Genomic DNA, 14,387 nt, shown 5'->3' with positions numbered 1-14,387 from the left:
AATGATGTACAATAATAATATTGAGGAACAAAAACTACAATTGGTAAATTGTGATGAGGAGCGGATGGAGTTTGAACAGAACAGTCATACTGGAGCGTCTTCAATCACAGCTGTACGAGGGAAATCACATCATCGGTGTCTCGACAGGCACGGGGATTACAGCCAAGTATGCAGCTCAGAGTGGAGCGGATTTTATATTAATGCTGAACTCCGGCAAGTTTCGCCAGATGGGGAGAAGCTCTCTAGCGGGCTTTTTGCCGTTTTGCAACAGTAATGATATGGTAATGGATTTTGCGTCAAGAGAAATTGTGCCACTCGTGAGGCATTCTCCCATACTCTTTGGACTGAATGCGAATGATCCAACCATAGAAATGGTTGATTATATAGAGGAAATCAAGAGGAGAGGGTTTTCGGGAGTCAACAACTATCCTACGGTCGGCTTAATAGACGGATTATTCAGAGAGGCTCTGGAGGACGACGGGATTAGTTATGACGTCGAGGTTGAGGCCATACGCCTGGCCCATCGACAGGATTTGTTTACGGTGGCGTTCGTATTTGATGAGCTTCAGGCGGCCCAGATGATTGAAGCGGGAGCAGATGTAATCTGTGCTCATCTCGGTCTGACCGAAGGCGGGTTATTGGGTGCACGGAAGGTTGTATCCTTGGAGGCCGCCAAATCAAAGGCACTGCGTATTTTTGATACCTGCAATCAGCTTAAGCCGGATTTGATCAAGATGATTTATGGCGGTCCGGTAAAGACGCCGGTCGATGTCCAGTACATGTATAGCGACAACACAGACATTATGGGCTATATTGGTGGGTCTGCTTTTGAACGAATTCCTTCCGAGAAGTCGATTACGACAATTACTCGCGATTTTAAACGCCTGGGTAAACTGGATGAGGACGATTTTATGGTCAAAATGCTGAAAGGTATCACCCAGCATTATGATTACGTTGAGTTTGTCAAAGAGTATGTGGCGCAAAACTACAGTAGTGAAATTGTTTTTTCGGATCTGGCCAAGGTTGCTCATGTTTCCCGCAGCTATTTGAGCAGTTTGTTTAAAAAGGAGGTTGGCTGCAGCTTTCAGACCTATCTGGTCAGCTTCCGCATAAATAAAGCCGTCACGCTTCTTCATGCGCCGCAGCTTCAATTATCCGAAGTAGCCGGGATGGTTGGGTATCCCAATTACGCACAATTCAGCAAAATGTTTAAAAAGCTTAAGGGCTGCTCTCCCAAAAAGTACAGATCTAACCTAAACACAAAAACATAGAACATAAAAGCGTTTTCATAAATAAACAGGACCAGTATGATGAAGCTATAGCGATCGTACTGGTTTTTCTGTTAGCGAAAAAAAATCAGCATGCTACCTGCGATCGAGCTTGGTTTCTAAAGAGTCATACGAGGAGGCCGTGGAATGAAAACCGTCGCAATCATTGGAACGTTTGATACGAAAGGTGATGAATACCTTTACATCAAGAGCATTGCAGAGGAGCTTGGGTTGGGGACATTGATGATTCATACAGGTGTATTCGAACCGTCATTTGTTCCGGATGTGTCCAATCAGGAAGTCGCCCACGCCGCAGGCATGGTCATAGAAGAACTTGCGACAAAGAAGGATCGGGCTTTGGCTACAGAGGTTTTGTCCATAGGATTGAAGAAGCTGGTGCCACAGTTGTACAAACAAGGTAAATTTGACGGAATCATTTCCTTTGGTGGCACTGGTGGAACCTCACTGGTCACACCTGCCATGAGAGCTCTGCCGATTGGTGTCCCTAAGGTGATGGTATCAACCGTTGCTTCTGGAAACACAGCTCCATACGTAAGCACGAGTGATATTGTCATGATTCCGTCTGTGGTGGATGTAGCCGGATTGAACTCAATTTCTACGAAAATATTTACTAATGCATTATTTGCGATGGCGGGCATGCTCAAGTTTGAGCATACGCACAAACCGGATAAGAAGCCGCTGGTTGCAGCCACGATGTTTGGAGTGACAACACCATGTGTGACAGCGGCAAGAAAATATTTGGAGGAGCGGGGCTACGAGGTGCTTGTGTTCCACGCCACGGGCATCGGAGGGCAGTCGATGGAGGCGTTGATTGAAGCAGGCTTCATTGAAGGGGTATTGGACTTGACGACGACGGAGTGGGCGGATGAAATCATCGGCGGTGTCTTAAATGCGGGGCCGAATCGCTTAGAGTCTGCAGGCCACAATCGCATTCCGCAGGTAGTCTCGGTGGGCGCCTTAGATATGTGCAATTTTGGACCGAACGATACTGTGCCGGAGAAATTCAAGGATCATAAGTTTTATCAGCATAATCCGACTGTAACCCTGATGAGAACCACGGTGGAAGAGAATGAACAGATCGGCAGGAAGCTTGCGGAGAAGCTGAATATGGCAAAGGAACGCACCGTGCTAATGCTACCGCTGAGAGGCATTTCCGCAATCGATGTGGAGGGGGAGCCTTTCTACGGACCGGAGGAGGATCGGATGTTGTTTGATACCCTGCGCCAGCATGTCGATCGCTCAATTGTTGAAGTGATTGAAATGGATTGCGCCATCAACGATCCAGCCTTTGCAGAGGCCGCAGCACAAAAGCTGATCGCTCTCATGACATCAAATTCCTAAACAATCCAATAAGGAGGATATACGACATGAATAAGCTGAACAGATCAGAAATTATGGACAAATTTAGGGGAGAGGTAAAGCAGGGTAAAATTCTACTAGGTGTCGGGGCAGGTACAGGCATTACGGCCAAGAGCAGTGAAGCGGGCGGAGCAGATATGTTAATCGTATACAATTCCGGTCGGTACAGAATGGCGGGCCGCGGCTCGCTGGCGGGCTTGCTCTCCTATGGGGACGCCAATCAAATCGTCGTTGAGATGGGAGCCGAGGTGCTGCCCGTCGTCAAACATACGCCTGTTCTGGCAGGGGTGTGCGGCACCGACCCTTTCCGAATAATGGAGGTATACCTGAAGCAGCTGAAGGAGCAGGGCTTCAGCGGAGTTCAAAACTTCCCAACAGTTGGTTTGATTGATGGGGTGTTTAGACAAAACCTGGAGGAAACCGGTATGGGGTACGACCTGGAGGTTGAAATGATCCGTATCGCCCATGAATTGGATTTGCTGACTACGCCGTATGTTTTTGATCCTGCTCAGGCAAAAGCCATGGCGGAGGCGGGGGCTGACATTTTGGTTGCGCATATGGGTTTGACGACCAAGGGCTCCATTGGTGCAAAAACAGCACTGACCCTGGACGACTGTGTACAACGAATTGAGGCTATTATTGAAGCCGGGCGGGCTGTGAACCCGGAGATCATGATTATTTGCCACGGTGGACCCATTGCAGAGCCGGAGGATGCGGCCTATGTCATTGAGAGAACGAAGGGCATCGATGGATTCTTCGGCGCATCCAGCATCGAGCGCTTTGCGGCAGAGAAAGGCATTACACAGCAGACGGAGTCCTTCAAGTCGATTCGGAAATAGCATCAACCTAACGACAGTCAATTATTTGGCTGTCGTTTTTTATCCAAAGGAAAGAGGAGACCAACTCCTCATATGAGGGCTTATAATTTACTGTTGCGATCAGCCATAATGTTCAGTAAATTGGGAGGTATACACCGATGGGAGGGTTGAGCAATAATCATGTTGACCAGATGGCTGCGAAGAATAACGCCGGGCACTTTTAAACACCGAATACTATTTTCATTTCTGTTATTCCTCCTGACGCCTATAGCCATATTATTCCTCTACAACTTCCGAGAAACGGAAGTTATGCTCCAGCGGGACGCTTCGGACATTAACGTCAAGCAACTCGAAGGCATCAAAGCCGATCTTATCGATTTGATGAGTCTTGTGATGAAGACTGGGATGCTGCTAGATCAGGATTCTGTCCTCCGCGAAGTGATGCAGAAGCCGGAATTATATGATGCCATCCATCGAAAGCGAATTGTGGAAAATAAATTCGCTAGTATTGAAAACAGCTTTTTCCTTACGGGAGCTACCGTATTCTACACATTGATCGATTTAAAAGGAAACGCTTACACCTCGTATACGCCGGAGAATTCTCTGAATTATGCCCACATCAGTTCCGAGCCCTGGGTACAGGAGCTGAAGAGAACTGAGGGACAGCGGTACGTATGGAAATCCAATGATTTGACGATCGGCGTTCGTGAGAGAAAAGGAAATCGGATGCTGAGCCTTTACGAAGTGCTGCGTGACGATGGACTAAAACCATTCGCTTATGGACGTTTTAGTATCGATTATGAAGCATGGTTTCAGGAAAAAACGGAGGAAAATACATTCGGTAGCGATAGGGAAGGAGCCTATTTTCTAATGGATGGATATGGGAATATTATGCTTCAATCCAAGTCGGGGGATAACGTACCCTCTACCGTGTCATCTGCCATTACAGCAGCAAGTCAGAGCCAGGGACAGGATACCTCCTCCCAATCCATTGTGAACAACCATATGATGTATACCTATAGCAAGATTCAAGAGCTTGACGGTTATCTTGTGAAAAAGATACCCCTGTCCTTGCTATTTGAAGAAGTGAACAAACAGAAGCTGAGGTTCTATACCGTATATGGGGCCATCCTGCTACTGTTTGTGCTGTTGACTTACTTCATTTCTTCAACCGTTACCGGTCCTTTAAAGCACCTTCAACGAAAGATGGAGACAACAGTAAAATTGAATTTGAAGACAAAGCTGCCGGAACAAGGCAGAGGTGAATTGCTGGCGCTAACCCGAAGCTTCAATTTCATGATCGCAGACATCAATAATCTGTTGGAACAGTTAAAGCTTGAGGAGCGGCAAAAGCAGTTTGTCCGATTTCAGGTGTTGCTTGGTCAGATGAATCCTCATTTTTTGCTAAATACGCTGAATACAATCAAGAGCATTGCACTGGATAAGGATGAAGATGAGATTTACGAGATTTGTGTATCGCTAGGAAAAATATTAGAAACTACGCTGAATTTGGAGGTTGATCTTATTCTTCTGAAGGAGGAGATTGTACTAATTGAATCCTACATGGATATCCAACGGAAACGGTTTGGACATGGCATCGAGCTCCATTATGATGTTTCCAGGGATCTGGAGTATGCGCTGGTTCCGAAATTTTGTCTGCAGCCGCTGGTAGAAAATTCGTTGATTCACGGGTTTGGACAAACACAGCTTGAGGGGCGGATCGACATTCGTGCATCAAGCCACCATTCGCTGCTTATTTTGGAGGTTGCGGATAATGGCATAGGAATTAAAAAATCCCAGGCAAATCAGTCCTACCGAAAACGAAAAAGCATAGGTGTACAAAACCTTCGCGAGAGCTTGGAGCTTATGTTTAAGAACCAGCCAACAGGACTTCGGATAGAGTCGACGGACGAAGGAACGCAGGTTATCATGCATTTCCCATTATTGTTATCCAAACCATATTTGAAGGAGGGGAGCACCTTTGTGGCGCACATTGATCGTTGAAGATGAACAGTACGCAAGAGCAAGCTTGCGTAAATTGTTTGCGAAGGCGAATATCCCGTTTGAAATTATCGGTGAGGCGGTAAATGGCGAGGAAGGTTTGAAGTTGATTCGGGAACTGCAGCCGGATGTTGTCATTTCCGACATTTTCATGCCGCTAATGGATGGCATCCGTTTACTCCAGCTCACGAGAAAGGAAGGACATGAATGCCGATTCGTTATGTTGACGGCAGTAAGTGAATTCGAGTATGCCAGACAAGCTGTGGAATACGGAGCTTCAGGTTATTTGATGAAACTTTCTCTGGATTTGAAGGAACTGAAGCAAACCATGGACAAAGTAGCCGGAGAGCTGACAAGAATGGATAAGCTTCGCCTGGCAGATAAATGGTTCCCAGATAAGACTGCCCAAGAACCAACAGATCATCCGGAACTGAACCGAATGATTACCTACATTGAGGAGCATTTCGCCGAGGATGTGACATTAAAGAGATTGGCTGAATATGTTCGCATGGATGCCAGTTATATTAGTGACTTATTTAAGAAAAAGATGGGGATCACGATGACGCATTTCATTCAGAACCGCCGCGTTCAAGCAGCGAAAATGCTGCTGACAGAGACGGAGAAAACGGTGAGTGAAATTGGCAGGTTGGTAGGCTTCGAGAACGACAATTATTTCATTAAAATATTCAAGCGGTGGTGCGGGTTGACTCCAAATGAATACCGGAAAGAACAAAAAAACGTTCTATGAATATCCAAACACCGTTCATACCCCCAATGTCAGGCTGGTGATAAAGTTAAAGACGTAGCAAGCAGCTTATCAACTCGATAAGGGGGACTGTAAATGAAATATAGAAACTGGTTAAAGGTAGCTTTGATTACGACTTTGATAGCTTCGATGCTCAGTGCGTGCGGAGGGTCTAACAACGAGGGAGCGAGTGCAGGATCGGCAAATCAAAATTCCGGTGAGACCATTAATCTCACGCTTTGGGGAGCTGTTCCTGCCGAGGCTGGACCTCAAGAAGTGATTGACAGCTGGAACAAAGAAAATCCTGACATTCAGGTCGAGTACTTCCGTTATGTAAATGATGACCCCGGCAACCTGAAGCTGGATACGGCGCTCATGACGGGTCAGGACGCGGACTTGTTCGTCAACTACACGATTAACCGTTTACAGAAACGTGTTGATGCAGGAGTCGCTTTGGATCTGAGCAGCAGAACAGATTACAACATCGACGAGCAAATGGGGGTAGACGCCGCTCAATGGAAAATTGAGGATAAGTATTATGGCATTCCGACAAAGAAAAACATGTTATTCATCTGGCTTAACAAAAGCATGCTGGATGAAGCAGGTCTTCCGATTCCTCCCGTTGATTGGACATGGGACGACTTGAGAGAATATGCGAAAGCGCTAACAAAATCGAATGTGTACGGTCTTATGCAGCATGATTCTGCCATTACGGCTGCAATTGACGGTACCATAGCGGGTCTTGGCGTAACCACGCCGGAAGGAACATCTAACTTCAATAATGAACTTTGGAAAAAGCAGCTTCAAATCGTGCATGACATGATGTTTGTGGACAAATCGACACCCGAATATGGAGAACAAGTAACAAGTAAGATGCCGGTAGACACAATGTTCCTCAAAGGGGAGGCAGCTATGTTAGCCGCAGGAGAATTTATTTTCCGCAACGCCAATAACCTGAAGGAATTTCCGCATGACTTCAAAATAGCATTCGCTACAATTCCGAAAGTATCTGCCGATCAGAAGGATTATAAATATGCTGGCGGTTTAGGTGATATGCTCTCCGTTAATGCAAAATCCAAGCATCAGGATGCGGCATGGAAATTCGCAAAGTGGTATGCGGACGGCGGAATGTTGCCGATGGCAAGCGGAGGACGCCTTCCATCCTCGAAGAGCGTTGATAACAAGCAGGCGATGGACCTGCTGCTCAAGGGTGTTGAAGACAAATACGATACAGAGTCGATGAATAGCGTTGTGTTCGGTGAGTTCCCATCATTCCAACTGAATGTACCGCAGCAAGCGCTGGATGCCCGCAAGGAAGAATACGAGAAATACTTCCTGAATGAGCAGGATATCGATACAACGCTTAAGAGTATGGCCAAACGCCATCAGGAATATATCAAATAATCGAATATTGACAATATCCTTAAGAGAGAAGAAGGATTCTTCGCTTCCGTCTTCTCTCTTTGCTGTATTTAAAAAGTTCCATACGAGAAGAAAGGCGGCGTTTTCTGTGAAAAGGAACAGCTGGATTCGGAAACAAGGCTGGGTAGGCTACGTATTTATTTTGCCTAATATGCTCGGTATCCTCGCATTTTTTATTCTGCCTGCCTTGTACTCCTTCTTTATGATGTTCACGGACTATCAATTCGCCAATCCGAATTGGACGTTCACCGGATTAGATAATATCAAACGCCTTTTTGGTGATGATCAGTTCTATGCTTCAATCAAATATACGATCATATTCCTGATGTCCGTTCCGATTTCATTGGCAATTGCATTTCTCGTTGCTCTTGTGCTTAACCGGAGCGTGTATTTGAAAGGATTGCTTAGAGGCATGTTCTTCCTGCCATATATCTCTAGCGGTGTTGCCGTTGCTTTTGTATGGATGCTGCTGTTCCAGCCGTCCCAGGGGCCGATTAATGAAGTACTTCGCTTTATCGGCATTGTATCGCCTCCGGGCTGGTTCGCCGATTCGAGTTCGGCGATGTATGCCATTGACGTCGTGCAAATATGGTTTATGTTAGGCTACAACATGATTATTTATCTGGCAGCCCTGCAGGAGATTTCGACGGAGCAACTTGAAGCGGCACGTATCGACGGTGCAGGGAAAGCGACTATTACATGGAGAATTGTATGGCCACTTGTTAGTCCAACGACATTTATGCTATTGATTACGGGGCTGATTATGACGGTCAAATCCTTTTCTCTCATCCAAGCGATTACGGGCGGCGGCCCAAGCGGAAGCACCACGATTCTGTCGCTGTTCGTCTACAAAACGGCATTTAGCTATTATGAGATGGGCTATGCGTCAACCATTTCCTGGTTTCTGTTTGCGGTTATTCTTGTCATTACCATTATCCAATGGGTCGGCCAAAAACGCTGGGTCCATTACTAGAGAGGAGCTGGCTGTATGCTTAGAACAACTAAGACACGCTCGGTTAAGCTTTCTGTCACGATCCTTATGCTGATTGCAGGTTTGTTTATGATTGTCCCTTTTTTATGGATGCTCAGTACTTCCTTCCAGACCCCGAGTGAAGTATTCCGCCAATGGCTTCCTTCGAAGCTGGACTGGACCAGCCATAAGCGAATCTGGACGGGAAACTATAATTTTCTCCCTTATTATTTGAACTCAATTAAGATTGCCGTGATTGGTACAGCTGGTGCCGTTTTTTTGTCGGCCTTTGCTGCTTATGGCTTCGCCCGTACGGAATTTAAAGGACGTAATACCCTCTTCATCGTGTATCTATCAATGATGATGATACCTCCTCAAGTCGTTTTTGTTCCGAAGTTTATCCTGTTTAACTGGCTTCATATTTATAACACGCATTGGGCATTAATTCTGCCAGCCATGTTCTCGATATTTGGCGTATTTATGCTCCGTCAATTCTTTCTCAGTATTCCGAACGAGATTACAGAATCTGCGTTACTCGATGGTGCCGGTCATTTTCGAATTTTCTTCAAGCTGGTGTTACCGTTAGCCAAACCAGCGCTTGCAACGTTTGCGATTATCGATTTTTCCTGGCAGTGGAATGATTATGAGAATGCTCTGGTTTTCCTGCAGAGTCCAAAGCTTTATACGATTCCGCTTGGTCTACAAAATTTCGTTCTGGAAAACAACGTTGATTATAACGGAATGATGGCAGCTTCTTCGGCAGCGATTATCCCCATGATTTTAATCTTTCTGCTTGGTCAGAAATATATTATTCAAGGCGTATCCAGTTCAGCTGTAAAAGGCTAATTCAAAGGAGGCATATATAATGAGACGCGAAAAATTATTATTCGATGTTACGGTCATTGGCGGAGGACTTTCGGGGATTTGTGCCGCTATTGCAGCGGCAAGATTAGGTCAAAAGGTTGCACTCGTGCATAATCGTCCTGTACTTGGCGGCAATTCCAGCTCCGAGGTACGTGTATGGGTATGCGGTGCAACTGGGCATGGCGTGAACCGTTATGCACGGGAGACCGGCATTATGGGTGAATTGTTCATTCAGAATCAACAACGGAATCCGGAAGGCAACCCCTATTTGTGGGACGTTACTTTGCTCGAGGCAGTAAGAGCCGAACCTAATCTGACTCTGTTTATGAATACAGATGTTAGAGAAGTAGAAGCAGACGGTGAGAAGGATGCAAGGATAATTCGTAGCGTGAAAGGCTGGATGATGGGCTCCGAGCGTGAAATTACGTTTGAAAGTGAGATATTCCTTGACTGTACAGGTGACGGACTCGTCGGATTTCTCGCTGGAGCAGCATACCGGATTGGCCGTGAAGCCCGTCATGAGTTTGGGGAAGAATGGGCACCGGAAGTTGCTGATGATATTACGCTAGGCAGCACACTGTTGTTCTATACGAAAGATACCGGAAAACCGGTACGGTTTGTAGCCCCATCGTTTGCTAAAGACATTACAACAACCCCAATTCCGCTAAAGCGTGTGATCCGCAGTGGAGATTCCGGCTGTCATTACTGGTGGATTGAATGGGGCGGCGAGCTGGATACGGTACATGAGAATGAGCAGATTCGGGATGAGTTATGGTCTGTTATTTATGGCGTCTGGGATTATATTAAGAACTCCGGCAAGTTTCAAGCCGAGGAGATGACGCTGGAATGGGTAGGCTCGATTCCAGGCAAACGCGAATACCGCCGTTTCCTTGGTGATACGATCCTGACGCAAAATGATGTCCTCTCTCAGCGCCCATTCGAAGACCGGGTCGCCTTTGGCGGTTGGTCCATCGACCTGCATCCCCCACAAGGGATGTATGCAGCTGAGAGCGGCTCCAAGCATCTGCATGCAGATGGCATTTATCATATTCCGTTTGGGTGCCTGTACTCCCGCAATGTCAGCAATCTGCTGTTTGCGGGACGTAATATCAGTGCATCGCATGTTGCATTCGGAACAACCCGCGTCATGGCAACATGTGCGGTATTGGGAGAAGCGGCAGGTGTAGCCGCTGCCTTGTCGGTAATCAAAGGCATCACGCCTCGTGAGCTGCGTGAGCAGCATTTGACCGAATTGCAACAAACGATGTTGCGGACCGATGCCTCAATTATAGGGCTGAGAAATATTGATTCTGCTGACCTTGCGAGAAAGGGGACCATCACGGCTTCAAGCACGATGACCCGAATTTTGATCAACGAACCTTCCGAGGAGTACCGGCTGGTTGCTGACGTTGGATGGCTGTTCCCGGCCGAGGGTGGAATTGAAGGATTTACTCTGTTGGTCTCTGCCCGTGAGGCCACAAGTCTGACTATAGAACTATGGGATACAGGTCGCCCTGAGAATTATGTACCGGCAAACTTCAAGCAAGCTTTGGATATCCAGATCGATGTAGGTAAAAATCAATGGTTGAATGTGCCAGCAGACAGTGCAATGTTTGGAGGCGATCCTTGTAATGTATTTATCATTGTTCGTGCGAATGAAGCAGTTAGTCTCTACACATCAGCTGTCCCGATCAGTGGTGTCCTCGCGTTTGAGCGGGGAGTCAAGCCAATAGTCAGCTCCGATCTGGAGGATCATCAGCCGAATCAGCCCATTATCGAATGGTCGATGAAGCGCCTTGTCCGAAAGCCATTCTGTTTTGCAGTTGAGACTGGCGCTTATTCACCTGATAAAGTCATCAACGGCTATGTCCGCCCGTTTGGCGGTCCACAGCTGTGGGTATCAGAACCCATCGCTAATGGCCGTGAAGAATGGATTGAAGTCAAACTTCCAGAACTGGTGGATATTAGGGAAATCCACCTTACCTTTAATGACGATGTTAATGAGGATTTGATCAATTTGCATCATCATGAAACACCGTTTCTGATCATTCCGGAGTTGGTTAAAAGCTATGAGGTGCATGCATACATTAATGGGAAGTGGGTAAGTTTTGCTGGTGATAGCCATAACCTTACACGCAAAAAGATTCATCGTCTTGAGAATCCGATACAATCAAAACGGATTAGGGTCATCATCAAGGAAACGCACGGTGGCGATCGGGCAGAAGTGTACGAAATTCGACTATATGATTCCCATAGATGATGGTCCCCTTTTGATCGAAATGAAGAAAATCTAACCCCCCTACTAGAGCAAAACTATAATTTGCTCTAGTAGGGGGTTATTGTTTTTAAGCGAACTTTGGTTTCCGATATGAAGCGGATAAGCGAATCCAGTGGTTAAGCCCAAACCCTTTTTTTAAAATATATGATTTGACTTACAGTTAACTCTATGTCTTATACTCCGAATAGGAAAGAAAAATAAGTGGCTTTTCTGGAGTAGGGCAGTTACAATTTGTTAGGATCAATAAGACGTGGGGTGTGAACGGGGGATAGGTAACGCTAAATGGATTGTAATGACGATTCAAATAAACTAAATTACGTAATGAATTGGAGATTTAATCAACAATGATAAAGAGTAAAAATTGGAATGTATTTGGCCTAGCATTGTTGCTGGGTTTATTTTCAACATTAGGTCCATTTACTATTGATATGTATTTACCGGCTTTTCCTGAGATTGCAAAGAATTTCAATACAAGCGCATCACTTGTTCAGTTTAGTCTTACTGCTTGTTTATTAGGTCTAGGTGTGGGGCAACTCGTTATGGGTCCTTTGAGTGATGCTCACGGTAGACGTAAACCGTTGTTAATCTCCATGGCAGCCTATATTATTTGCTCTTTGGCGTGCGCTTTTGCTCCTAATATCGGACTATTGATTTTGTTTCGCTTCACTCAAGGATTTGCGGCTTCAGCAGGAATTGTCATTTCTCGTGCGATAGCTAGGGACCTTTATAGTGGACATGAACTCACTAAATTTTTCTCTTTGCTGTTGCTTGTAGGGAATTTGGGGCCTTTGGCAGCACCGATCGCTGGAAGTGGCATTCTTTCATTCACGACATGGATTGGTGTATTTATCTCACTATCATTTTTGGGCGTTTTCTTATTAATAATGACAAAATGGGGTTTGAAGGAGTCAAACCCGCCTGAACGACGTATGGCTCCCAACTTCAAACAACAGTTAGGGAATTACAGAACGCTTCTACGTGACCGCAAGTTTGTTGGCTATATGCTTGCACAGGGAATTATGACGGCTGGGGTCTTTGCATATGTAGCAGGAACACCATTTATTTACCAAAATATTTATGGAGTCACACCGACTGTATTTGCTATTTTATTTGCTTCGAACGGGATCAGCTTGATAATCGGTTCCCAAATTGTGGGTCGGTTAGCACAACGTATACCTGAGCAGACTCTTCTATTATCTGGACTGTGGCTTGCTTTAGCGGCAAGTGTTGCAGCTTTGGTGGTAACCTTAGTTCATGGCCCGCTGTTCGCTTTGGTCATTCCATTGTTCTTCTTTGTTTGCTCCATAGGTATTACGTCTACTGCAGCATTTCCACTTGCGATGGAGAGCCAAGCCAAGATGGCTGGAAGTGCAGCAGCGCTGCTCGGAGTTGTTCCTTTTCTTTTAGGCGCCCTGGTTGCTCCTCTGGTTGGTATCGCAGGTGAAGACACTGCCGTCCCGCTTGGACTCACTTTATTAATGACCAGTCTCGTTGCGATTCTTACGTACTTCCTACTCGTTAAAAACATCTCGCATCACACATCTCAACATGCTCAGTCTGATTCTGACTTTTAATTGAGAATATGAGGGATTGATTCTATTAGATATAAAAAAACCGTTGAACTTTAATTTAAAGACTCAACGGTTTTTTATTGTGTTTAATGAAGGCGAGACAGCAAAGAACTTTCGAAAGGCTAGCCTTTCGGGATATTCCGGTAGCTGGAAGGGGAGAATCCCGAAATCTTCTTGAAGAGTCGGGAGAAATAATAGGGATCACTGATGCCCACTGTAGAGCTGACTTCCTTGATGCTCATTTCGGTAAGATCCAGAAGATGACCTGCCCGCTGAATTTTGAGCCGTAGGAAATATTCGATCGGAGCGACGCCCGTTTCAGAATTAAACAGAAAGATCAGATGCTGTTTCGACACCCCGACATGATTAGCCAACTCCGTAAGAGAAATAGAGCCACTCATATGTACATTCATGTATTGAATCGCCTGTTCCAGATAAGTTTCACGTTTCTTCTCTTGTGCCGATTTGACGGCATTTAAGCCAATCCCGGAGAGCAACTGTCTTGTAGTTTGGGCCACATGTACATGGGTAGTCAGGGCATACGTCCGCTCGGCCAGCATTTCATAGGTAGGTACGAACCATTCCATTAAACGGGCCTTGCCGCTTGGGGATAAAGCGAGCGATGCGTTAGACAAACCAAACATCTTCACCAATCTATTCGCATGGCTACCTTTGAAATGAAACCAGTAGATACTCCATGGATTCTCCTGCATTGCCCCGTAACGGTGTGCAGTTTCGGGCGGGATTATCATCATATTTCCTTGCTGCATGATTATTCGTTCTCCATAATTCAGCTCAACCCATCCTTCTCCCGCTTCGCAAAAGATGAAAATATGCGAGGGGCTGCCTTCCAGGCGCTCCCTGAAATGATACTGAGCGTTAGGGAAATAGCCGATGTCCGTAATAAATAAGGTAGAGGTTAGTTCTTCTTGTTCCAGTTCTTTCATCCAGTATTCCGGAAGTACATATAGCTTCTCCTCTACAAATCCTTCACGCTTGCGTATATGGTCAGGACCCATTCCAGTTACCCCCGTAATTAATAATCAGAATAAGAATATAATCCATCACTT

Annotated in this window: 11 protein-coding genes; 10 read left to right on the top strand and 1 reads right to left on the bottom strand. The window is 45.8% G+C overall.

Going from position 1 to position 14,387, the window contains the following annotated elements; translation table 11 throughout:
* Positions 1–71 precede the first annotated feature (71 nt).
* The 10 genes from ACDJ58_RS15870 to ACDJ58_RS15825 all read left to right on the top strand — a co-directional run bounded on the left by ACDJ58_RS15870 (position 72) and on the right by ACDJ58_RS15825 (position 13,320).
* Positions 72–1,271, top strand: a complete 1,200-nt coding sequence (locus tag ACDJ58_RS15870) for a phosphoenolpyruvate hydrolase family protein (protein ID WP_413371843.1) — start codon at positions 72–74, stop codon at positions 1,269–1,271.
* 144 nt (positions 1,272–1,415) lie between these two features.
* Positions 1,416–2,630 carry a Tm-1-like ATP-binding domain-containing protein gene (locus ACDJ58_RS15865; RefSeq protein WP_413371842.1) on the top strand — a complete coding sequence of 405 codons (1,215 nt, stop codon included), beginning with the start codon at positions 1,416–1,418 and terminating at the stop codon, positions 2,628–2,630.
* 26 nt (positions 2,631–2,656) lie between these two features.
* Positions 2,657–3,487, top strand: a complete 831-nt coding sequence (locus ACDJ58_RS15860; RefSeq protein WP_413371841.1) for a phosphoenolpyruvate hydrolase family protein — start codon at positions 2,657–2,659, stop codon at positions 3,485–3,487.
* A gap of 159 nt (positions 3,488–3,646) precedes the next feature.
* Positions 3,647–5,470: a cache domain-containing sensor histidine kinase gene (locus ACDJ58_RS15855; protein WP_413371840.1), complete on the top strand. Its 1,824-nt coding sequence runs from the start codon at positions 3,647–3,649 to the stop codon at positions 5,468–5,470.
* Positions 5,448–6,215 carry a response regulator gene (locus tag ACDJ58_RS15850; protein WP_413371839.1) on the top strand — a complete coding sequence of 256 codons (768 nt, stop codon included), beginning with the start codon at positions 5,448–5,450 and terminating at the stop codon, positions 6,213–6,215. The genes ACDJ58_RS15855 and ACDJ58_RS15850 overlap by 23 nt, the downstream gene beginning before the upstream one ends.
* 93 nt (positions 6,216–6,308) lie before the next feature.
* Positions 6,309–7,616 carry an ABC transporter substrate-binding protein gene (locus ACDJ58_RS15845; RefSeq protein WP_413371838.1) on the top strand — a complete coding sequence of 436 codons (1,308 nt, stop codon included), beginning with the start codon at positions 6,309–6,311 and terminating at the stop codon, positions 7,614–7,616.
* A gap of 106 nt (positions 7,617–7,722) precedes the next feature.
* Positions 7,723–8,607, top strand: coding sequence for a carbohydrate ABC transporter permease (locus ACDJ58_RS15840; RefSeq protein ID WP_413371837.1), 885 nt, complete (start codon positions 7,723–7,725; stop codon positions 8,605–8,607).
* A gap of 15 nt (positions 8,608–8,622) precedes the next feature.
* On the top strand, positions 8,623–9,450 hold the full coding sequence (locus tag ACDJ58_RS15835) for a carbohydrate ABC transporter permease (protein WP_413371836.1): 828 nt from the start codon (positions 8,623–8,625) through the stop codon (positions 9,448–9,450).
* A 19-nt stretch (positions 9,451–9,469) separates the two neighbouring features.
* A complete protein-coding gene (locus tag ACDJ58_RS15830; RefSeq protein WP_413371835.1) occupies positions 9,470–11,728 on the top strand; it encodes an FAD-dependent oxidoreductase in 2,259 nt (752 codons plus the stop codon).
* 362 nt (positions 11,729–12,090) lie between these two features.
* The gene (locus ACDJ58_RS15825) at positions 12,091–13,320 is read left to right on the top strand and encodes a multidrug effflux MFS transporter (protein WP_413371834.1); all 1,230 of its coding nucleotides are present in this window, start codon (positions 12,091–12,093) and stop codon (positions 13,318–13,320) included.
* A gap of 119 nt (positions 13,321–13,439) precedes the next feature.
* Here the strand turns inward: ACDJ58_RS15825 and ACDJ58_RS15820 are convergent, their stop codons facing one another.
* A complete protein-coding gene (locus ACDJ58_RS15820) occupies positions 13,440–14,336 on the bottom strand; it encodes an AraC family transcriptional regulator (RefSeq protein WP_413371832.1) in 897 nt (298 codons plus the stop codon).
* Positions 14,337–14,387 lie beyond the last annotated feature (51 nt).

It is taken from the genome of Paenibacillus taichungensis (genome assembly GCF_047302525.1).
Classification (GTDB): domain Bacteria; phylum Bacillota; class Bacilli; order Paenibacillales; family Paenibacillaceae; genus Paenibacillus; species Paenibacillus taichungensis_B.
This window is presented reverse-complemented; position numbering and strand designations above follow the sequence as displayed.